Source organism: Nostoc sp., assembly GCF_036917555.1.
Classification (GTDB): Bacteria; Cyanobacteriota; Cyanobacteriia; order Cyanobacteriales; family Nostocaceae; genus Nostoc.
On sequence record NZ_JBALDD010000077.1, the window covers coordinates 57,562 to 78,787 of the forward strand.

At 42.8% G+C, this 21,226-nt stretch carries 18 protein-coding genes, 1 tRNA gene and 1 pseudogene; 16 read left to right on the top strand and 4 right to left on the bottom strand.

Features of this window, described 5'->3' with window-relative positions; all coding sequences use genetic code 11:
- The first annotated feature begins 26 nt into the window (after positions 1-26).
- The 3 genes from V7K60_RS29725 (at position 27) to V7K60_RS29735 (ending at position 4,690) form a co-directional block, all read left to right on the top strand.
- Positions 27-2,261 (top strand): glycoside hydrolase, encoded by a 2,235-nt coding sequence (locus V7K60_RS29725; RefSeq protein WP_334931026.1) that lies wholly within the window; start codon positions 27-29, stop codon positions 2,259-2,261.
- Between the two features lie 211 nt (positions 2,262-2,472).
- Positions 2,473-3,099, top strand: a complete 627-nt coding sequence (locus V7K60_RS29730; RefSeq protein ID WP_334931028.1) for a DUF1003 domain-containing protein — start codon at positions 2,473-2,475, stop codon at positions 3,097-3,099.
- Positions 3,100-3,211: 112 nt separating this feature from the next.
- Positions 3,212-4,690, top strand: coding sequence for an alpha-amylase (locus tag V7K60_RS29735; RefSeq protein ID WP_334931030.1), 1,479 nt, complete (start codon positions 3,212-3,214; stop codon positions 4,688-4,690).
- Between the two features lie 721 nt (positions 4,691-5,411).
- Here V7K60_RS29735 and V7K60_RS29740 read toward each other — a convergent pair.
- A tRNA-Ser gene (locus tag V7K60_RS29740) sits at positions 5,412-5,496 on the bottom strand.
- Between the two features lie 106 nt (positions 5,497-5,602).
- Between V7K60_RS29740 and V7K60_RS29745 the strand changes: the two genes are divergently transcribed.
- From V7K60_RS29745 to V7K60_RS29765, 5 genes are all read left to right on the top strand, one after another.
- Positions 5,603-5,971, top strand: a complete 369-nt coding sequence (locus tag V7K60_RS29745) for a 2Fe-2S iron-sulfur cluster-binding protein (RefSeq protein ID WP_334931032.1) — start codon at positions 5,603-5,605, stop codon at positions 5,969-5,971.
- Between the two features lie 25 nt (positions 5,972-5,996).
- Positions 5,997-6,542, top strand: coding sequence for a thermonuclease family protein (locus V7K60_RS29750; RefSeq protein WP_334931034.1), 546 nt, complete (start codon positions 5,997-5,999; stop codon positions 6,540-6,542).
- Positions 6,543-6,683: 141 nt separating this feature from the next.
- Positions 6,684-7,496 (top strand): inositol monophosphatase family protein, encoded by an 813-nt coding sequence (locus V7K60_RS29755; protein WP_334931036.1) that lies wholly within the window; start codon positions 6,684-6,686, stop codon positions 7,494-7,496.
- Between the two features lie 74 nt (positions 7,497-7,570).
- Entirely contained in the window at positions 7,571-8,527 is a 957-nt protein-coding gene (locus tag V7K60_RS29760; RefSeq protein ID WP_334931038.1) for a J domain-containing protein, read from the top strand.
- Complete coding sequence (locus tag V7K60_RS29765) at positions 8,527-9,741, top strand: ATP phosphoribosyltransferase regulatory subunit (protein WP_334931040.1); 1,215 nt, start codon at positions 8,527-8,529, stop codon at positions 9,739-9,741. The genes V7K60_RS29760 and V7K60_RS29765 overlap by 1 nt, the downstream gene beginning before the upstream one ends.
- A 677-nt stretch (positions 9,742-10,418) precedes the next feature.
- Here V7K60_RS29765 and V7K60_RS29770 read toward each other — a convergent pair.
- Positions 10,419-11,897, bottom strand: a complete 1,479-nt coding sequence (locus V7K60_RS29770) for a GUN4 domain-containing protein (RefSeq protein ID WP_334931042.1) — start codon at positions 11,895-11,897, stop codon at positions 10,419-10,421.
- Between the two features lie 284 nt (positions 11,898-12,181).
- Between V7K60_RS29770 and V7K60_RS29775 the strand changes: the two genes are divergently transcribed.
- From V7K60_RS29775 to V7K60_RS29795, 5 genes and pseudogenes are all read left to right on the top strand, one after another.
- Complete coding sequence (locus tag V7K60_RS29775; RefSeq protein WP_334728522.1) at positions 12,182-12,406, top strand: indolepyruvate ferredoxin oxidoreductase subunit alpha; 225 nt, start codon at positions 12,182-12,184, stop codon at positions 12,404-12,406.
- Positions 12,407-12,483: 77 nt separating this feature from the next.
- Positions 12,484-13,212 (top strand): ABC transporter ATP-binding protein, encoded by a 729-nt coding sequence (locus tag V7K60_RS29780; protein WP_099102504.1) that lies wholly within the window; start codon positions 12,484-12,486, stop codon positions 13,210-13,212.
- A 540-nt stretch (positions 13,213-13,752) separates the two neighbouring features.
- Positions 13,753-14,598 (top strand): RNA-guided endonuclease InsQ/TnpB family protein, encoded by an 846-nt coding sequence (locus V7K60_RS29785; RefSeq protein ID WP_334931044.1) that lies wholly within the window; start codon positions 13,753-13,755, stop codon positions 14,596-14,598.
- 46 nt (positions 14,599-14,644) lie between these two features.
- Positions 14,645-14,800: a hypothetical protein gene (locus tag V7K60_RS29790; protein WP_334931046.1), complete on the top strand. Its 156-nt coding sequence runs from the start codon at positions 14,645-14,647 to the stop codon at positions 14,798-14,800.
- A 299-nt stretch (positions 14,801-15,099) separates the two neighbouring features.
- Positions 15,100-15,324 (top strand): annotated as a pseudogene (locus V7K60_RS29795) (IS4 family transposase); the annotation flags it as partial.
- An 87-nt stretch (positions 15,325-15,411) separates the two neighbouring features.
- Here the strand turns inward: V7K60_RS29795 and V7K60_RS29800 are convergent.
- Entirely contained in the window at positions 15,412-16,944 is a 1,533-nt protein-coding gene (locus tag V7K60_RS29800; protein ID WP_334931368.1) for a SagB/ThcOx family dehydrogenase, read from the bottom strand.
- A gap of 239 nt (positions 16,945-17,183) precedes the next feature.
- On the opposite strand from V7K60_RS29800, the gene V7K60_RS29805 reads away from it, so the two are divergent.
- From V7K60_RS29805 to V7K60_RS29815, 3 genes are all read left to right on the top strand, one after another.
- Complete coding sequence (locus V7K60_RS29805; RefSeq protein ID WP_334931370.1) at positions 17,184-18,032, top strand: alpha/beta fold hydrolase; 849 nt, start codon at positions 17,184-17,186, stop codon at positions 18,030-18,032.
- Between the two features lie 258 nt (positions 18,033-18,290).
- Positions 18,291-20,012 carry a serine/threonine-protein kinase gene (locus tag V7K60_RS29810; RefSeq protein ID WP_334931048.1) on the top strand — a complete coding sequence of 574 codons (1,722 nt, stop codon included), beginning with the start codon at positions 18,291-18,293 and terminating at the stop codon, positions 20,010-20,012.
- Between the two features lie 339 nt (positions 20,013-20,351).
- Positions 20,352-20,666, top strand: coding sequence for a YkvA family protein (locus tag V7K60_RS29815; protein ID WP_334931049.1), 315 nt, complete (start codon positions 20,352-20,354; stop codon positions 20,664-20,666).
- A 134-nt stretch (positions 20,667-20,800) separates the two neighbouring features.
- Here the strand turns inward: V7K60_RS29815 and V7K60_RS29820 are convergent, their stop codons facing one another.
- Complete coding sequence (locus tag V7K60_RS29820) at positions 20,801-21,163, bottom strand: GxxExxY protein (protein ID WP_334931051.1); 363 nt, start codon at positions 21,161-21,163, stop codon at positions 20,801-20,803.
- Positions 21,164-21,226 lie beyond the last annotated feature (63 nt).

Genomic DNA, 21,226 nt, shown 5'->3' on the forward strand with positions numbered 1-21,226 from the left:
CTCATTCTTAACTCCTAACTATTTCTATGTCCCATCCTCTCTACATTGCTTTTATCTGGCATCAACATCAGCCGCTGTACAAATCTCCTGGCAGCGGCGTTTCGCTATCTCCGAGTCAGCAGTACCGTCTCCCTTGGGTACGTTTGCATGGCACTAAAGATTATTTGGATTTGGTATTGCTTTTAGAGCGATATCCTAAGTTACACCAAACGGTGAATTTAGTTCCATCGCTGATATTGCAACTCGAAGATTATATTGCTGGCACTGCTTTTGACCCTTACCTCACAGCCAGCTTAACACCGGATGAGCAACTCACCCAGCAACAGCGCGAATTTATTATCCAACACTTTTTCGATGCCAATCACCATACCCTGATCGATCCTCATCCCCGCTATGCTGAGTTGTACCAGCAAAGGCAGGAAAAAGGGCAAGCTTGGTGTTTAGCAAATTGGGAATTGCCAGATTATGGCGATTTGCTAGCTTGGCACAATTTGGCTTGGATCGATCCGCTGTTTTGGGATGACCCGGAAATTGCTGCTTGGTTAAAACAGGGTCGGAATTTTACTTTAAGCGATCGCCAGCGCATTTATTCCAAACAGCGAGAAATCTTGAGCCGGATTATCCCCCAACATCGGAAAATGCAAGAGGCGGGGCAGCTAGAAGTTACTACCACACCTTACACTCACCCGATTTTACCCTTACTAGCTGATACTAACTCCGGTCGGGTAGCTGTGCCCAAGATGACACTACCAAAGCAACGCTTTCAGTGGGCAGAAGATATTCCCCGCCACTTACAGAAAGCTTGGGACTTTTATAAAGACCGCTTTGGACAGATACCTCGTGGTTTGTGGCCTTCGGAACAGTCAGTTAGTCCACAGATACTTCCAGACATTATTAACCAAGGATTTAAGTGGATATGCTCAGATGAAGCCGTCTTAGGGTGGACGCTGAAACACTTTTTTCATCGGGATGGGGCGGGGAATGTGCAGCAACCAGAACTGTTGTATCGACCGTATCGCCTGCAAACTGCCGAGGGTGACTTATCAATTGTGTTTCGTGACCACAGATTATCAGATTTGATTGGCTTTACCTACAGCGCCATGCCTGCAAAAAAGGCAGCAGCAGATTTAGTGGGACATTTGCAAGCGATCGCTAAAATGCAAAGAGATAGTCAAAGCGAACAACCTTGGCTAGTTACCATTGCCTTGGATGGGGAGAATTGCTGGGAATTTTATCCCCAAGATGGCAAACCCTTTCTAGAAGCTTTGTATCAAAGTTTGAGCGATGAACCCCACCTCAAACTCGTCACTGTCTCCGAATTTCTTGAAGAATTTCCAGCCACAGCCACCATTCCTGGAGGACAACTACATAGTGGTTCTTGGGTAGATGGCAGTTTCACCACTTGGATCGGCGATCCCGCTAAAAATCGTGCTTGGGATTACTTGACAGAAGCAAGAATTATGCTCGCAAATCATCCCGAAGCGACAGAAGAAAACAACCCCGAAGCGTGGGAAGCATTATATGCCGCAGAGGGTTCTGACTGGTTCTGGTGGTTTGGTGCAGGACACTCCTCAAATCAGGATGCCATCTTTGATCAGTTGTTTCGAGAACATTTATTTGGCATTTACAAGGCATTAAATGAACCTGTACCGCCCTATCTCAAGCAACCTGTGGAGAACCACGAAGCACAGGGAAACCACGCCCCACAAGGGTTTATTCACCCCGTCATCGATGGTAGAGGTGATGAACAAGATTGGGACAAAGCTGGACGCATAGAAATCGGCGGGGCGCGGGGGACGATGCACAATAGCAGCGTTATCCAACGACTTTGGTATGGGGTAGATCACTTAAATTTCTATTTGCGGCTGGACTTTAAAAGTGGCGCTGCACCAGGGCAAGATTTGCCAACAGAATTGAATTTACTGTGGTTCTATCCAGAAAAAACAATGGTTAATAGTCCAGTACCCTTGGCAGATGTACCAGATGCAGCCCCACTGAATTACCATTTCCACCATCTTTTAGAAGTTAACTTGCTGACGCAATCAATTCAGTTTCAAGAAGCTGGAGACAATTATCAATGGCATCCCCGTTTCAGTCGCGCTCAAGTAGCTTTAAATAGTTGTTTAGAGTTAGCAGTGCCGTGGGCAGACTTGCAAGTTCCGCCAGATTATCCTCTACGTCTGATTTTGGTGCTTGCAGATGAAGGGCGTTTTTCTAACTATTTGCCAGAAAATACTTTGATTCCCATTGAGGTGCCTTAGAACTCAATACCTTTGATTTTACGAAATACCAATTAGGGGCGTACATCTGTACGCCCCTAATTGGTATTTATTGGTTAATTTGTACAGTGCGTAAGTCCTATATTCTTAATCGAGCAGTATTTAAGATGCGATCGCCTGCGGTGGGGTATAACGCTATCCTCAGTGGAAGATAAGCAATAATCGAATAACATCGAGATTTAGGAGTTGGTGCATGACCCATAACACAGACGACACAGCCAACGGATACTTTAGTTCAAGTGTTAACGAACACAAAGAGAAAGCTTCTCGAAATCAAGTAATCACGGTTCCATTACCAGACCCGATTGCAAAAAATATTGAAGCGATTAGTTTACTTCATAGCCAGGAAGTTCGAGATATTCCCGCCCACCAGCGGATACTAGAAGCGATCGCGACATTTTTTGGGCGATCGACATTTATGTATAGTTTGCTAGTCATACTGGCTCTGTGGATTTTTGGCAGTTTTTTTGATGGCTTTTTGCCATTCAACCTGCCCCCGTTTAGCTGGTCAGGTCAAGGCTTAGACGCAGCTGCATTGGTGATTTCAACCGGAGTGCTGGTGCGACAAACTCGCCAAGAAAACTTTGCCGAACAGCGGGCGCAACTGATGCTACAGCTTAACTTGCTCTCTGAGCAAAAAATAGCTAAGATTATTGCTCTATTAGAAGAACTCCGTAACGATTTGCCTGATGTGATAAATCGGCATGATTCGGAAGCTGAATTGATGCGGCAAGCTGCTGACCCGATCGCAGTATTGGAAGCACTCCAGAAAAACCTGGCTGAAGAACTGTCATCCACAGAAGAAAACAATATGAGTTGATCCCAGTTTCTAGTAGACTTTTGTTTCTCTTGAAAGACAAAAAATAAAACTTAATGTATAGTCTTTGTGTTGGAAATCACAATTTTTCGGAAATTTTACTAGAGGGATATACATGGCTCAACTGAATGGTGTAATGATGCAGTACTTCCATTGGTATATCCCTCCCGATGGAAATCTTTGGAATGAGTTTAAAGAGAAAGTCAAAGACTTAGCTGATGCAGGTGTTACATCTGTTTGGCTACCCCCAGCTTATAAAGGAATAGGGGGTAGCTACGAGGTCGGCTACGGGGTCTATGATATGTACGATCTAGGCGAGTTTGACCAGAAAGGCTCAGTTCGGACAAAGTACGGCACAAAAGACGAGTATATCGCTGCTGTCAAGGCGGCAAAAGCTGCTGGCATTCGAGTGTATGCTGATGTTGTCCTCAACCACAAATTAGGTGCAGACGTAGAAGAAGAGGTGGAAGCAACGCCCTATAGTCCAGATGATCGCAACCAGGCGATCGGTGAAATGCAAAAGATTAAGGTGTGGACTCACTTTACCTTCCCAGGTCGTAAAGGTAAATACTCCGATATGGAATGGCACTGGTGGCACTTCGACGCAGTTGATTACAACGTTTATAACGAAGGTGAGAACGCAGTTTATCTGTTTAAAGATAAACACTTTGACGACAACGTTGACCTGGAGAAAGGCGCTTTCGACTATCTCATGGGATGCGATCTGGATATGGAGAGTCAAGAAGTTCGCGAGGAGTTGAATCGCTGGGGTGAGTGGTTTGTAGAAACCACTGGTATAGATGGCTTTCGTTTTGATGCCGTTAAACACGTTAGAGCTGGCTTTTTCCCAGAATGGCTGATTCACTGTCGCCAAAAGGCAGGTCGCGATCTGTTTGCCGTTGGTGAATATTGGTCTTATGAAGTTGAAGCGCTCCACCATTTCCTTGACATCACCGGTGGCGATGTGATGTTGTTCGATGCGCCATTGCACTATAACTTTAGCGCTGCCAGCACACAAGGCAGTGACTACGACATGCGGCAGATATTTGATAACACCTTGGTGCAACAACAACCTACTTTAGCCGTCACCTTAGTAGAGAATCATGATTCTCAACCCTTGCAGTCGTTGGAGTCTGTAGTAGAAAGTTGGTTCAAACCTTTGGCTTATGCGTTGATCCTACTGCGAAGTGAGGGTTATCCCTGTATTTTCTATGCCGATTACTATGGTGCTAATTACAAGGATAAAGCCCCAGATGGCAATGAGTACGAGATTTGGCTCGATAGTCATCAATGGATAATTGATAAATTTTTGCACGCTCGTCAAACCTATGCCTATGGCGACCAATACGATTATTTCGACCACGCTAATACAATCGGCTGGACACGCTTAGGAGATCAAGAACATCCTGGCGGTATGGCAGTTGTTCTGAGTAATGGGGGAGAGGGAACTAAGTGGATGGAAGTTGGGCAACCCAACACCACTTACATCGACATCACTGAACATCTCAGCGAACCTGTCACAACCAATGATGAGGGCTGGGCTGATTTTCGCTGCAATGCTGGTTCTGTTTCTGTATGGGTTCCACAGTCGTAGTCGGGGTTTTAGTAGCATTCAGGCAGATAGTTACCAAAAAAGGCAGAGGGCAGGAGACAGCAGGATATACTCTGCCCTCTGCCCACAACTGAAAGGAGTAAGGGTATAAAGCCCCCATTGACAGTTCAGTGGCTCCAACTCAGAAGGGGATTCAGACCCCTTCATTAAACCTTGTCAGCGATTTTGCTAACTGCTGAAAATGAGTATAGTGTATGAACCAGCCTTTATGGCGATCGCTTTTTTGATATGTGCGCATAAAGATGACCATTCAATGTCCGAACTGTGCGCCAGGAAAGTGACTATATAAATAGTAATTGGTTGCGTTGACTTTGGTAATTATGGCGATCGCACATCTCTCAATACGGTTCGGATAAGCATCTTTCACATAATTAATTCATTAATAAGTACAAGCTATAGCTTCTTTTTGAGAAAAAGATTCAATTTCTCACCCTTAAAGTTTTATTCTGCAATAATTTAAGTTAATTTTGACGGTTTTAGTTCCGCAGGTGTTTCACTTATCAGTCAGCATTTATAAGTAAAGCCATTATTATGACTCAACATCAATGACAGTTTATTCTGATTGCCAGTAGTACAAGTAATAGCTATTGGTGTTATTGATTCAACCAATTCACTAAACCATTTTACTAAACCACAAGTCAGTGTATAAAACGGTAAAATGGCAAATACTTAAGTTTGAAAGCCTTGCACTGTATACATACAACGGAGAGGGGGGGATTCGAACCCCCGTTAAGTTTCCCTAAACAGACTTTCCAGGTCTGCGCCTTAAACCGCTCGGCCACCTCTCCAGGTGCCACAAGTTACGATTATATTATAAAATCCCAGAAAATGCAAAGATAAAGAAAGATATTCTAGATTGAATCTGATAGTCCTAATCCCAAAACGCAAATCCAGATGTCCCGTACATACACAATTAAAGTTCGCGATCGCGCCACTGGCAAAACACACACCCTACAAGTGCCAGAAGACCGCTACATCCTACACACTGGCGAAAAACAAGGGGTGGAACTACCGTTTTCCTGCCGCAACGGGGCTTGCACCGCTTGTGCTGTGAGAGTGTTATCAGGAGAAATTTACCAACCAGAGGCGATCGGCTTGTCGCCAGATTTACGTAGCCAAGGTTATGCCTTGTTATGTGTTAGTTACCCTCGTTCTGACTTGGAAGTGGAGACCCAAGACGAAGATGAAGTCTACGAACTCCAGTTTGGACGCTATTTTGCTAGGGGGAGAGTTAAAGCGGGTTTACCCTTAGATGAGGAATAAACAATTCAAAATCACCAAATTTCTAATGCTTGTGCGTCTTGGTGAGTGGGTGCAAAAAATAGCTATTTTGGCTTGCTTATTGCTCTTGGTGAGTTGCCAAGGTAAAAACCAATTGCCAAACAATGAAGCCCAAGTGAAAGTAGCGCGGGTAGTTAGTGGTCAAAGCTTGGAAGTGTTAGGCATGGCTGAACAACCAAATTTGATTTCCCAAGTGCGGTTAGTGGGTATTGATGCACCAGATTTGCGACAGCGCCCTTGGGGGGAAGCAGCAAAAGAACAGTTAGAGAATCTAATTGGTGATGTAGAACAATCGGTAACGCTGGAGTTTGATTTAGAAGCAAAAGACAAAATTGGGCGAACTCTAGCTTATGTGTGGAAAAATAAGGTGTTATTGAATGAAGAATTAGTCAAACAAGGAAATGTAATGTTTGTGGGGCGATCGCCTAACCATAAATATGACCTGCGTTTAGAACGTGCCCAACAATGGGCTAGACTCATGGGGCAAGGAATCTGGAACCCAGAAAAGCCCATGCGCCTTACTCCTGCAGAGTTTCGCCGCCAAAATCTTTAATCAGTGCTGAGTGCTGTTAGCGGATAGCTAAGATTTAGCCCGTGCTAAGGGGGAGAGTGAGGAAGTGAAGGAGAAGAATTAATAACCAATGCCCAATGCCCTATGTCCAATGCCCAATGCCCCATGCCCAATAAATGACAAATGACAAATCTACAAATTTTTCTAGATATTGCGACAGAAGCGGCCTTAGCTGCTGGTGCTATTTTGCAAGGTTACTTAGGTAAGTTAGAAGACGCAATTATTGAAAAGGGACGCCCTGGTGATTTAGTTACGGCTGCTGATAAAGCCTCAGAGGAGTTGATTTTAGAAATTTTGCGCCGCCACTTTCCCCAGCACTCGATCCTCGCTGAAGAGTCAGGGAAATTAGGTAATCAAGAAAATGAATACCTCTGGGCAATAGATCCTCTAGATGGCACAACCAACTACGCTCATCAATACCCATTTTTTGCTGTTTCCATCGGGCTGTTAATTAATGGCGTTCCCCAAGTTGGTGTAATTTATGACCCATTTCATAATGAACTATTCCGTGCTGCTACTGGCTTAGGGGCAACGCGAAACCGTCAGCCCATCAAGGTTTCGGCAACATCTGAACTGAGTAAAAGCCTACTAGTAACAGGATTTGCTTATGATCGCCGTGAAACCTCTGATAACAACTACGCAGAATTTAGTCACTTTACCCATCTTAGCCAAGGAGTTAGACGTAGCGGTTCGGCATCGCTAGATTTGGCCTATGTTGCCTGTGGACGTGTCGATGGTTACTGGGAACGGGGACTTGCTCCTTGGGATATTGCCGCTGGGATAATTTTGGTACAAGAAGCCGGGGGCAAAGTCACCGCCTACGATGGCACTACTGTCAAAATTGAGTCAGGTAGAATTATTGCTACAAATAGTTATATTCACGACTCCATCAGTAACGAACTTTTACAGGTTCCACCACTGTCAGCCTGGGTATAGCAGATGGGGGCTTTCCCCCAGACTTTGGGTAAACTAAAAGCAATCTAACTGCTCCCTTGGTGCAAAAACTCTATATGTCTTTCAAAACAGATCGTGGACTATTTAAATATGATTTCATAGATCATCACGCAGTGTTGTGCGTTCCAGTTGATGCCGATGTCAAAGAGATTCGCAAACGCTATCTCCAAGTCGCCCGCCGTTTGCACCCAGACAGTAGTATTACTGAAACTGCTGCTCAAAAACATCTCGGTAACGAATTGTTATCAAAGTTGGTTAACCCAGCTTATGAAAAACTCTCTGGCGATCGCACTCGCACTGAATATATTCTAATTTTGTCGCAAATTGGCAAGCGTCTGGTACAAGAGTCTAGTTCGGTAACTCTAAACACTGACTTGGCTAAACAGTTAGTTGAGGCGGCTAATATCGATCATTTCTATAAAACTGCGATCGCCAAACTAGCCCAAACCCAATATGATTCTTTAGAACAAGCGCTGCAAGTCATTGCCCAAGCTAGTGAGTTGAATTTAGTGTATTTGATGCGGAGCGCGGGTAAAGCATCCGTAGCACCGCCGCCTGCTCAACCCAAAGCCCAATCAGGTACGCCTCAGCCAAATACACCAAAAAATCCAGCACCAGCACCAGCACCAGCACCACCAAAAGAAGACTTGATTGTAGAACAGTATATTCGTCGCGCTCAATCTTTGATTGACAAAAATCAATTTGCTCCAGCCAAAGTAGAGTTGCAGGATGCTCTGAAGCTAGAACCAAAAAATAGTCGCTGTCATAGCTTAATTGCAATGGTGTATTTGAGGCAAAATCAGCTAAAAATGGCCAAAATCCACTTTGACAACGCTTTAAAATTAGACCCCAGTGACGAAACGGCTCTGCAATGGAAACCTAAAATAGATAAGGCTTTAGGACAACAACCTAGCGATCAGAAGGTGACTTCATCCTCCAATAATGGAGATAAGCAACCAGATAAATCTGGTAGTGGTTTGTTCGGTGGTTTGTTTGGTGGGAAGAAAAAATAATGGTGTATCAACCAGCAGCGGGAGCCAGGGATTTATTGCCCTTGGATGTGGAGAAAAAACGCTGGATTGAAGATCGGTTACAGCAGGTGTTTGATTGTTGGGGATATCACAGGATAATCACCTCGACTTTAGAGCGCATGGATACCCTAATGGCAGGGGAAGCAATCCAGCGTCAGATGGTGATTCAACTACAACAAAATGGTGAAGATGATGAATTAGGGCTACGTCCAGAATTAACAGCATCTATTGCTCGTACTGTTGTGACTCGGATGGCTGGTGTCACTTATCCACAACGGTTGTATTACAACGCCAACGTGTTTCGCCGCACTTGGGAAAGTAGGCATAATCGCCAGCAAGAGTTTTATCAAGCTGGGGTGGAGTTGTTAGGTACTGGCGGATTGCTGGCCAATGCGGAAGTACTGCTGTTAGTAGCAGATTGTTTAGCAGCATTGGGTTTGCAGGAATGGCATTTAATTTTAGGTGAGGCGGGAATCACCCGATCGCTCCTGAGTGCCTTTCCTGCTAATTTACAAGATCAAGTTCGCAGTGCGATCGCTCATCTTGACCGCATCACCATAGATAATTTACCCCTAAGTGACAAACTGCGCGATCGCGCCCAAATCATCCTGGATTTACGCGGGCCAAGTGCAGATGTATTACAAAAAGTCAGTAGTTTGGATCTAGATGAAGAACAGCGAGAGGCAGTGAATAACCTCAAATCCCTAGTAGAATTACTAGAATCAGAGAAAAAAATTCCGTTAATCCTTGACCTCAGCCTGATCCAAACCATAGATTACTACACTGGTATTGTATTTGAGGTTGTCAATGATACCGAATCCCAAGCTAGAGTTTTAGGGCGCGGTGGTCGCTATGACCAGCTTTTGGGGCTATATCATCCTCAAGGTGAAAACATTCCCGGAATTGGTTTTGGACTAAGTATCGAAGATTTATACCAAGTTCTGTTGTCTACCCAGCAATTACCACAGGAAACTCCAGCGAGTGACTGGTTGGTAGCACCAGAGACACCTAGTGCTAACGCCGCCGCCTTTGTCTATGCGCAAAAACTCAGAGACTCTACTGATTTGGTGCGAGTAGAAATTGACTTGGGGGGAAGAGATGCAGAGGCGATTTGCAGATATGCACGCGATCGCGGCATTGCCCAAATTGCCTGGATTAAAGCCGATGGCTCACCAACCATTGAATCATTGCGTTAAGTGAGTTGAGGATGGGGCATGGAAAAATAAAAAGTAAAAAGTAAAAAGGCACTCATATTCTTTTCTTTTTACTTTTGCCTTTTATCTTTTGACTTCCCATTCCCCAGCTACGCAACCAGATGATACTATAATTTTAAAAAAGTTCATATAAACCAGTTCTCGACTTGTAGTTCAATAAAATCAGCGTAGTCTGAGAGATTATTAGTAATAAGTATCAAACCGTTAACTTTAGAAATTCCAGCAATTTGACCATCTGCAAATGATGGCGTTTTGCCAATAGTTACTAGACGCGCTCTTTCTGTAGCGTGCCATCTAGCGGCGTTAGTATCGTATGGCAGTAAGGGTATATTAAGCTGAACTACTTCTCAATACCTTAGCCAATTTACGAGGGTTCAACGCCCGTAGAAACGGGATGAATACGTCCTAAAGAAGTAAGCTTGGCAAAAATCTGGGTTAATAAAATAGGCTAATCAATCCTCTCTGGGACAAATGAGACTACCTTGGGATGAGTGCGAAGCAAGTAACCAAGAAATAGAAGAAGTAGCGAGCAAATTTATTTTCGCTAATTGTTGATTGATACAGTTATCAAGGTAATTGGGAGATTTTTCCTTTTCCTGACGGCTAATCCTTCTATTTCCTTCTGGATAAGGTTTCTAGCCAATGAATCGCACTAAATGTCACACTTGACAATTCTCGACCCGAGAGAAGAGATTCTCACCACACCTATAAACGCGAACGACCAACCCTCTCAACCAACCGTCCGCCCAATTTCCCTCTTGCCAATCGGTGTAACCATAATCGATTTCCTGACCCCTATACCGAGGAAGATGCCCGGCCGGAGCTAATTCGTGGAAGGTTAGGTCTTCACTATCCTTCCATCCTTTGTTGATAAATCCTTTTCTCCAGCCCACGCGATCCCCAAACTTGCACCAAGTATCATAATTAGCATTGGGATTGCCACCCACACTTTCCCAAATGCGCTTTTGCACACTAAACCCAAAGCGCCCATTACTGTATTTTACCCACAGTTGGTCAATGGTGCGTAAGTCAGTGCAAGGAAAGTTGTTAATTGATTCAGGATCAAGCCAGCCTTGTTGTTCTTTACCAGTGGCTTTGAGCATAACAGCCAGAGTTTCTTGATCCGCTTCTTTCCAGTTACCAGCTTTGAGTAAATTGCGCAACCGCGTGTAGTCTATATCCTTCTCAGAGGACAGGTCATTGGGAGTAGATTGCTGTTCTTGTCCCAGGATCTCAGCTTCTGCTTGTTCCCTTTGTAGTTCAAATCTCTGTGCTTCCTGTTGTCGCCGCTTCTCGACTTCTGCTTGTTCTTGCTGTTGTATTTCAGCTTCATTATCATTATCTATAAGGACTACATCCTCATCTTTAAGCTTCAGATATTGCTGCAATTTCTTCAAATCTGCTTTAGCTTTTTCCCCTAACGTATATCCTTGTTCATCTACTAATTTGGTAAAAATTTGCTTGTATTTGTCCAGATTTTCTTTGTATTTCCCATAAGGTTCTAATGCTTTGTCTCGCACTGTACGAGCTTCTTCATCAGTTAATTCTAGCTGTTCTTGTAAATCCTTCAATATTTCGGATTCCACAAAAGAAATCTCGCCATCAACTGCGAATTCCTCAACCTTTTGGCGATACTCAGCTATAGCAACTTCTTTTCTTGCCAGTGCTAGTTTTTGTTGACGTTCTGCCTTGAGTTGTTGAGCAGCAGCCCTAATTCCCTGAGCTACATTTGTAAATGCCTCGTCTCTATTAGTCCAAGAGGTAACAGGTTCGGCATTCTTGGGCAAAAATTGCAGTTTAGCAAACGGTGTATGACTCCAATCAACCCTTCGCAGAATAATTGGGATGACACGAGCTTTTCCTGTATTGTGACTTTCTATTGCTGTGGTGACTTCAACATCCCAGCAATAATTGGAACCGATAAAGTCTGAACTGACGAGTAGCAAAATAATATCGGCTGTGTTTAAATTGTCATTAATTTGGTGATCCCACTCATCTCCTGGTAGTATTTTGCGATCGTGCCAGCTTGAAATCACATCTTGCCGTGTCAAAGTACTCAGGTGATTAGCTAGTTCATCCCGTAAAGCTTCGTCTTTGTGAGAGTAGGAGAAGAAAAGCTGTAGCGATACCTCTGGCATTTTGCGTTTTAGGAGTAGGATAAATTACACTTGTAGCAAATTATAGTATTTTTGCCTGAATTTCCCTAGAACCTAACGGCAATAGCCAAGAGGGCTTACTTACGCCAAAAACCTTGATTTTATTACAACTAAAGGTAAATTTGAAAATTCCGAGTTTTGAGCTAGTAATGAATAAAAATTGCAGTCTTATGCAGACTCACCTTGACACCAGTATCTCCAATCCCCAGTCCCCACTCCCCTGCTAGGCTAGAAACAGCCGATACACAACAAAGGGGATCGAGAACATGCCGCACACAATTGTTACAGAAGTCTGTGAAGGCGTTGCAGACTGCGTAGATGCCTGTCCAGTAGCTTGTATTCATGATGGGCCAGGCAAAAATACCAAGGGAACTGATTGGTACTGGATTGACTTTGCCACTTGCATTGACTGTGGCATCTGTCTCCAAGTTTGCCCTGTAGAAGGAGCGATTCTTCCAGAAGAACGGCCAGAGTTGCAAAAAACTCCGTAATAGTCCATAGTCAACAGTCAATAGTCAATAGTTATGTTTGACTTGACTGTTGACCAATGACCAATGACAAGTGACCAATGACAAATGATTATTTATTAGAAGTTCAAAATGTTCACGCTGGATACATCAAAGATGTAGATATTTTGCAAGGTGTGAATTTTCAAGTTGCACCAGGGGAATTGGTGACAGTGATTGGCCCCAACGGTGCGGGTAAATCTACTTTGGCAAAAGCAATTTTTGGGCTTTTGATCCCTCACACAGGTACAATTACCTTCAAAGGTGAAAATATAGTGGGGCTAAAGTCCAATCAAATTGTCCAACGAGGAATGTGCTACGTACCGCAAATCGCCAATGTTTTCCCTTCTCTGAGTGTTGAAGAGAACTTGGAGATGGGTGCTTTTGTGCTTAACGTTCCTTTGAAACCAATTAAAGATAAAATATTTACTATGTTTCCCAGATTAAGCGATCGCCGTCGTCAACGTGCTGGTACTCTCTCTGGAGGAGAACGCCAGATGCTAGCGATGGGAAAAGCTTTGATGTTAGAACCTGGTTTGCTGATTTTAGATGAGCCATCTGCTGCTTTGTCGCCGATTTTGGTGACACAAGTGTTCGAGCAGATTAAACAAATTAATCAGGCAGGTACTGCAATCGTATTAGTAGAACAAAATGCTCGTAAAGCTTTAGAGATGGCTAATCGTGGATATGTATTAGAATCGGGACGTGATGCGATCTCCGGCCCTGGTGAAGAATTGTTGAATGACCCGAAAGTGGGTGAGCTATATCTGGGAGCAGGTAAGAGACATTAACCCTTTTTAATCACTCTTGCCCCATTCAACATAACACCAGCTTAATATCGGAGCTTCACCAGTCTATAGCGATGACTAGGTTGGGCTGCGCCGACGCTATCTATAACTAATACAAAAACCATAACACTACCTGCCACTGCCGCGACCGTCGTTTTCGATGCTCAAAGAATTCTCCCTAATAATCCGTTTCTAATCACATCTACAGCTAGTCGAGATGCAAAACAGGACATTCATTCAGGAAAAACTGACAAAAACGTAAATTACGCGGATTTACCAAAATCTCCATTCGCAATTCTGAATTACATCATGGATGGGTATTATAAAACTTTACTGAAAACTCGCGTCATATCTAATCAGATATAGTCTTTATTTGGGGTTTAGGCAGTTGTGCAATCCATGCCCTAACTACATCAGAATTTGACACTCCCCTTTTATCGGCTTCTTGTTGCAGCTGTAATAATTCATATTCTGTTACTCTTACAACCAACCTTTTATCTCTCATTACGTACTAACATTTGGTTACACACTAAAGATAGCACAATGCAGTTAGTTGAGCAGCGCATTATCAAAAAAAGCAATCCAGCTTGGCAGCAAATAGATGCCATGTCCTTTGCTGCTAAAAACTTGTGGAACGCCGCTAACTACTGCATTCGTCAATCATTCGTGTATGGGCATGGTGTCCCGTCCTACAACTCAATCGATAAGCTAATCAAGCCTTGTCAGAAGTACAAAACACTACCAGCTAAGGTCGCACAGCAAGTCCTCAAATTATTGGACAAATCATGGAAAGGATACTTAAGAGCGATCGCACAATGTAAATTAGACAACACTAACTTTACAGGCAGTCCGAAAATACCAGGATATAAATCCAAGGATGGACGTTGTGTTTTAATTTTCACCGATCAAGCAACTTCTAAAAAAATATTTAAAGAATCAGGGCAGATTAAACTTAGCGCTATTGACTACAGCTTTGAGACTCAGATAAAACAATCGGAGTATTGCCAGTCTCGCATTGTGCCAAAAATTGACCACTATGTTTTAGAAATAGTTTATGAGGTTAAAGATCATGAATTAAGTCAAAGTACAGAACGCATTGCTGCAATTGACCTGGGGATTAATGATTTGATGGCGGTTACATCAAACGTGCCAGGATTTAAACCTGTTCTTGTTAACGGTCGTCCACTCAAAAGTGTGAATCAATTCTTCAATAAAAAACGTGCAACGTTACAACGGCGAAGTGGTTTAAAGACATCAAACTGGATTAAGCATCTGACAACTAAGCGTAACTTCAAAGTGAGAAATTACTTGCACCGTGCATCTAATTACGTAATTAAACTACTTGTTGACTTGGAAGTTACAAAGCTAGTTAATTGGTCAAAATCATGACTGGAAGCGTGGCATTAATATTGGCAAGAGAAATAATCAAGCATTCGTGTCAATACCCCACAGGCAGTTGATTGATATACTCACCTACAAAGGAAACAGGGTCGGGATTGACGTGATTCTTCGAGAGGAATTATACACCTCTAAGTCAAGTTTTCTTGATGGTGATTTTGTTCCTGATTACCGGAGCAAACCAGAAACCTGAAAACCATCTGGTAAACGAATATGTCGGGGACTTTATCGCACAAAGTCTGGACGACTCTGCAATGCTGATATTAACGGCAGCTACAACATACTTAGAAAAGAATTCCCCAATGCTTTCGAGACAGGGGATAGAGAGGTTTTAGTTGACCCAATACGGGTAAATCTATCTGGTTTTATAGCCAAAAGCTTGACCCCATTTTAAATGCCTATAAGGTTCTGTGAAGGAATGCTAATTTTTAAAAAGCCATGTCTGACTATATTTGACTATATAGAACTGAACTATTTAGACCTCAACCATAAATTAAATATATGTGTATCCAAAAATATGTCGGTCGAATTAAAGAATCTGGACGGACTATTCGCCGTCATAGCAGTTTTTATATTGGATTATATGGATCTAATTGGGTCAATTTTATGGAAGAAACAAGCGAGTTAGTTGCCTAATTATTGATACTAAGTCCTAACAAGCGCAAGTACTACCAACAAGGAGAAAGGGCGAGGAGGCTTATTTTATCTCCATCTTAGCCCAAGTTGTAGCCCTGTAAGCTTGTACAGAGACGTAAAAAACATAGAAAGAAACTCTCTGGATTCTTTGCGCCTCTGGGATTATTTTTATCTTGGGCGTCCCAATGTAGTAATATATAAAACAGCTTCACCAGCAGGAATACCCAAAACTTCATTTACTTGATCGTCAAAGAATCCACCGATACCACTAACGCCTATATTCAGGTGCATTGCAGCTAAATTCAGGCGTTGTCCCAAATGACCGGCATCCATGTGCAAGTAACGGTAAACGCGATCGCCATATTGTGCAATCGCAGCTTTCAAGTCGGCTGTATGAAATAATACTGCTGCTGCATCCCGTCCTAATTCTTGTCCTAAACAGAGAAAATGTAACTCTTGCCGAAAGTTTTTAAACCGAATTTGGCGTAATTCTTGGGCTTTGGGCGCGTAATAGTAACAACCCGCCTCCAGTCCTTTGACTCCACAAACAGCAATGAATGTTTCGATTAAATTTAGATCGAAGTAATCTGGAGAAATATCTAAGCTTTGGTCGATGTAGTTTTGCGGTTGGTAAGTGAAATCGAGTAAACTTTTCAATTCATCGAAGCTTAAATCATCACCATTGTAAGCGCGGGTAGAGCGTCGCTTATACATGGTGCTTTCCAGTTCTGATAGTTTTTGTCCCCAGTTTATAGGTGCAGTGGTAGTGGGAATTTTTAAACAGAAAGGAAAATTGTATTTATCCTCCAAAGATTTTTCTTGTTTAATAGTTGGTAGATTAAGATTACCAGTTACACCTGATTGGATCTGGGTGTGTCGATGGAAATATGTTAATAGTTCACCATCAGGGATTTGAGGATAACTGGTTTCGGTGGCGGAAGGTAAAGCAGTACATCCCAATGGTAAATTTTGATTAACATCTAACAAGTCTGCCAGAGGTAAGACAGCGATCGCACCTTCTTGTTGCGGATCGACATAAAGCAGATCATTGACCGATTCATCTACAAAGCCGCCGATTAAATGGGGGCGATAATCAGTAACCGCACCAGCTAACTCGATATTACCCAACAGATGTCCCGTATCCAGAAAAATCCGACGGTAAGCCCGATCTTCATAGCGCCACGCAGAACGGTAGAAAACCGCAGTCACAATAATTGCTAATTGGGTATTTTCTAAAGAAGGATGCCAGAAACAAGCTGCTTGGAGAGTTTGCCAAACATCACTTTCCCAATAATGCATGAGAGAATGAGTTCGACACTGGTAGTTATATAGACCAGGAGGCAATAACGACGTGCCACGGGAAACCACATACACCTCGGCAGGGTATAGTCCGCCTGCACTGGGAGCAGCGCGTAAATACACTGCACTACCCATAGAAGGCATTTTCGCCGTCAATCCATAACTGCGAAACAATAGCCGTGAAAGTCTTTGCCACCATTGAGCATCTGGATTATTAGCATAAGCCTCTGCTTTTTCTTGGATATAAGGTTTGAGATCAAAAGTAGAGCCAATTTTGTACTCTTTGAAGGGCACTGGCTGTTTAGTCCAGTCTAACCGCTGATTTTTGGAAGCGAGAGTCTCAGGGTTGTATTTAGTCCGTTCATGATAATGCTGGGCAATCGATTGGTGTAATTCTGGCATACTACTTTTAATATCCTTGGGGCATCCTTTTCTTGATCTTGGCATTCATTAGCCTCATTGTTTCGTGTCAATTGGTACAATCCTCAGAGTCATAAAGTGGTAAATGGTAACAATTGAATTGGGGATTGGGGATTGGGCATTGGGTATGGTTATTCTCCTTGTCCCTTTGCTCCTCTGCTCCCCATCTTCTTTCGCAGTACTATATAAACGCAAAACTATCTAAGTCTGGATGTGCAATGATGCCTGTACGTCAAACTTTATCAAAGCCTGATATCCAACTTTCTTATTTAGAATGGAATCAAGGTCAAGAACCTTTACTGCTGTTACATGGCTTAGGCGATCATGCTCTGGTGTGGTCTAGTTTAGGAGATTACTTGGCGGCGGATTACCACATAGTTGCGCCAGATATGCGCGGACATGGCCAAAGTAGTAAACCAGAGATAGATTATAGCTTTGAGAGTGCGATCGCAGACCTTGAAGCACTCATGGATAGTCTTGGATGGACTTTTGCCCATATTGTAAGTCACTCGTGGACAGGCAAATTAGCCGCCATCTGGGCAAGACAAAACCCAAAGCGTTTACAGAGTATAATTCTCGTCGATCCGATTTTTATCTGGAAAATGCCCAGTTTTTTCAGGGGAACTTTCCCAATGTTATATCGCTTTTTGCCTTTTCTTAAAAGCATGGGGCCCTTTGCCAGTCACGAAGAAGCCGAACAACAAGCACGGCAATTAAAGCAATATCAAGGATGGACTTCCTTACAAGAGCAAGTTTTCCAAGCAGGAATAGAACAAAAACCCGATGGGAGTTGGGGCAGCAAATTTACCATAGCCGCCCGCGACGGAATTTTTGAGGCAGTCATGCAAGTGCCCGGTTTTACAATTCCCCTTGATACCCCTGCCCTATTCGTCCAGCCAAAACAAGGACTGAACCGCCAAAATTGGCAAATTCAACCCTATAAAACCTATCTTCAAAACTTACGTATCTGCCAAGTTGCCGGTAATCATTGGCCGTTTTTGACACAACCAGAGGCATTTAACCAAACTGTGGCAGCTTTCTTGGCAGAACACAGATCAAAAATCTCATGATTATTGGACGGGATTAGTCATACAGCAACAGAAGAATTAATAGGAGCGATGTCTAGGGGGATTGGGCATTGGGCATGGGGGATTGGGCATTGGGCATAAGAGGCAGAGGTGCAAAGGGGCAGAGGGGCAGCGGGGAAAAACTTACTGCAACTTCTCCTCTGCTCCCCTGCTCCCCCGGTTACTGAGCGCAGTCGAAGTATGCTCCCCTGCTTTTCCACTCCCTCATCTCCCCCACTCTCTACTCTCTACTCTCCTGTCATGAGCCTTTGTATCAACCCTGTTTGCCCTAAACCAAATCACCCAAATAATCATCAAAACCGCTTTTGTCAAAGTTGTGGTTCCCATCTAGAATTACTAGGGCGTTATCGGGTGACGTGCCTGATAAGTGACAAAACAGGTTTTAGTAAAGTTTATGAGGCATACGAGCAAGATACCCCCAAAATTCTCAAGATACTCAAAGAGGATTTATCAGGCGACGCCAAAGCAGTAGAACTATTTCAGCAAGAAGTAACCATGTTGGGACAATTCAAGCATCCCAGAATTCCCAAAGAAGATAGTTACTTCCAGTATCAAACCCGAAATGGTTTAGTGTTGCATTGCATTGCAATGGAAAAAATCGATGGCTACAACTTAGAACAGTGGCTACAGCAGCAAAATAGCCCCATATCCCAAGAACAAGCCATAGACTGGTTAAGACAGTTGATAGAAATTTTAGATGTAGTACATAGCAAACAGTACCTACATCGAGATATTAAGCCATCTAACATCATGATTAGATCCCCCTTTGAGAAGGATTGGGGGAATCTAGTACTAATAGATTATGGCACCGCCAGTGAAATTAATAAAACCTACCAAGACCAACTAAGCAATGGCGACAAGATGACAGCACTTATGTCATCTGGCTACAGTGCCCCAGAACAAATGAATGGTCAAGCAGTATCGCAGTCAGATTTCTTTGCTTTGGGACGCACTTTTGTATTTTTGCTGACAGGATATCATCCTTTGGAGATGTATGATGTCCAGCAAAATTTGTTGCACTGGCAAAATCATGCTACCCAGATTTCACCCTTACTATTGAATTTAATTGATTGGCTAACAGCGTCAGATATAGAAAAACGTCCTGCCAGTACTCAAGAAATTTTGCATTCCCTAGAAGAAATTGAAACTCAATTAACAGACACTACTCCGACAAATAGTAATATATTAGAATTTTCTAACCTTGAACATTTACCTGTAGATATTAATCACAATTCATTACCTCCAAATAAGCAGCCAGAAAAAGTGCCGCTATTGGCATTTTTTGCAGTTCTATTAGTAGTATTAGGATTACTTAGTATCGTAGCTTTAGCAACGCGAAAATCAGATTTTTCTGAAACATCTTATTACAGACAATATCCAGAAAAAAAAGGTAACATCGATTACTTTTCTTATCAAGAAGGTAGGGATAGCCAGGGAAGGATAGCTGAGTTTAATATAGCAGTTTTATCACTAAAATATAAATGGCTTTTAGGTAGCAACTTTCAAATTAAATACAATGATGAAATTATTAGTGTTGACCTTTTGAAGTTAAACTTAGAACAAGAAGGTATAGAGAAGATAATGGAAGCTCCCAATGAGATTATCTCTGTCGGCACAGCTTCTTGTAAAGGTGATAGATCAGTTCAAGAACGTCTAGCTTTAGAACGTTCTAAACAAATACAACTTTTGGTTAAAAAATTATTTATTAATACACCAAGTGTCAAAAGTTATCACTTATTGAATTTGGGTCAATTCCAACGGAGTGATTGTCAGGCAAATCAGGATTTAACTACATATCAGACAAGTGTAATAATTATTGGTGTTAAAAGAGAATCATCAGGTGTCATTCTTGACGAGGCGCTACGGAATAGGTTAGAAAAGAAACCTTTTGCTGATTTGAAATTAGAAGATTATTCTTTGGGATCTGCACAGAAGTTTAAGACTATACCGAGCAATTTATAAAATCTCTAGCAAAGTAAAATCAGTACATAGGCATATCTCTTATGGCTAGAGCAGCAAATATCAGCACCAAGCGATTAATCAGCCTTGCACCTGAAAATTGGGTCAAAAAGGAGAAAGGCTTTGAATATACTCCCCAATGCTAGTAGGAAAGGGGTTCTTCTTGTTCGGTCTATATTGGACTCATGTCTGTTTAGGATGAACCTGCTACCTACTTATTTATCTTTGTTGACAAATTACTAGTAGCGTCTTCCTAACTAACTAGGACGGTTATTCGCACCGTGAGTTTTTAGCATAATTTGTCAAAATAAAAGATAACTGGAGGTTCAGGAGGTTCAAAATATGAAATTTTCAATCCAATCGCTTTACACCTGGTATCGCACTGTACTTCGTAACCCCAAATACCGTTGGTGGGTAATTTTAGGAACGTTGGTCTATTTGGTCAGCCCATTTGATGTTCTCCCAGATTTTATACCCGTTGTGGGGCAGATTGATGATGTTTTCCTTCTGACTCTGCTAGTTAGTGAGGTGTCTGGGCTAGTAATTGAGGGCTGGAAAGCTCGTAAGGGTGAGGCGGGTACTGAAGTACCTAATACTCCAGAGGGTTCTACCTCCACTGGAAGCACTGTTGATGTTGATGCTGTTTCTGTTAAGTAGTTTTAATAAAACCCCTGCTTTTGGAATCTGAGGTGGGGGATATTTTTTTTCAACGCATAGGCACTTCGCCTTCCCGCAGGGTAGGAACGCGGAGGGAAGCGCAGAGGTTTGCAGAGGGGGAGTTAGAGTGAGAGTTAGAGGTTGTTGGCTACGCGTTTAATGCCTTCTTTGAGGTGGAGGACGTTAAAGTTGAGGAGAAGACCTAGTTTGCAGTTTGCTAGTTTGAGATAGGTTAGGAGTTGAACGGAGTGAATCGGGTGGAAGAATTCTACAGATTTAATCTCTACAATTACTTGGTTTTCGACTATCAAATCTAATTTATAAACGCATTCCAATTGCACATCTTGATAAACTAAGGGCAATGGAATTTGCTTACCAATATTCAATCCAGCTTTCTTCAATTCATAATCCAAGCACTCTTCATAAGCTGGCTCCAATAAACCAGGCCCCAAAGCAGTATGCACCCTCATCGCACACCCAATAATCACCCCACTCAACTCATTCTCTGCGTTCCTCTACGCTTCCCTTCGCGCGACGGCAGTCGCTACAACGGGGGAACC

Bases quoted from the DNA above. Each gene is read 5' to 3' on its own strand.
- V7K60_RS29745 (WP_334931032.1), top strand. From the start codon at position 5,603: ATGTCCCGTACATACACAATTAAAGTTCGCGATCGCGCCACTGGCAAA.
- V7K60_RS29750 (WP_334931034.1), top strand. From the start codon at position 5,997: ATGCTTGTGCGTCTTGGTGAGTGGGTGCAAAAAATAGCTATTTTGGCT.
- V7K60_RS29730 (WP_334931028.1), top strand. From the start codon at position 2,473: ATGACCCATAACACAGACGACACAGCCAACGGATACTTTAGTTCAAGT.
- V7K60_RS29805 (WP_334931370.1), top strand. From the start codon at position 17,184: ATGCCTGTACGTCAAACTTTATCAAAGCCTGATATCCAACTTTCTTAT.
- V7K60_RS29810 (WP_334931048.1), top strand. From the start codon at position 18,291: ATGAGCCTTTGTATCAACCCTGTTTGCCCTAAACCAAATCACCCAAAT.
- V7K60_RS29785 (WP_334931044.1), top strand. From the start codon at position 13,753: ATGCAGTTAGTTGAGCAGCGCATTATCAAAAAAAGCAATCCAGCTTGG.
- V7K60_RS29800 (WP_334931368.1), bottom strand. From the start codon at position 16,944: ATGCCAGAATTACACCAATCGATTGCCCAGCATTATCATGAACGGACT.
- V7K60_RS29765 (WP_334931040.1), top strand. From the start codon at position 8,527: ATGGTGTATCAACCAGCAGCGGGAGCCAGGGATTTATTGCCCTTGGAT.
- V7K60_RS29770 (WP_334931042.1), bottom strand. From the start codon at position 11,897: ATGCCAGAGGTATCGCTACAGCTTTTCTTCTCCTACTCTCACAAAGAC.
- V7K60_RS29735 (WP_334931030.1), top strand. From the start codon at position 3,212: ATGGCTCAACTGAATGGTGTAATGATGCAGTACTTCCATTGGTATATC.
- V7K60_RS29725 (WP_334931026.1), top strand. From the start codon at position 27: ATGTCCCATCCTCTCTACATTGCTTTTATCTGGCATCAACATCAGCCG.
- V7K60_RS29760 (WP_334931038.1), top strand. From the start codon at position 7,571: ATGTCTTTCAAAACAGATCGTGGACTATTTAAATATGATTTCATAGAT.
- V7K60_RS29755 (WP_334931036.1), top strand. From the start codon at position 6,684: ATGACAAATCTACAAATTTTTCTAGATATTGCGACAGAAGCGGCCTTA.
- V7K60_RS29780 (WP_099102504.1), top strand. From the start codon at position 12,484: ATGACAAATGATTATTTATTAGAAGTTCAAAATGTTCACGCTGGATAC.
- V7K60_RS29775 (WP_334728522.1), top strand. From the start codon at position 12,182: ATGCCGCACACAATTGTTACAGAAGTCTGTGAAGGCGTTGCAGACTGC.
- V7K60_RS29815 (WP_334931049.1), top strand. From the start codon at position 20,352: ATGAAATTTTCAATCCAATCGCTTTACACCTGGTATCGCACTGTACTT.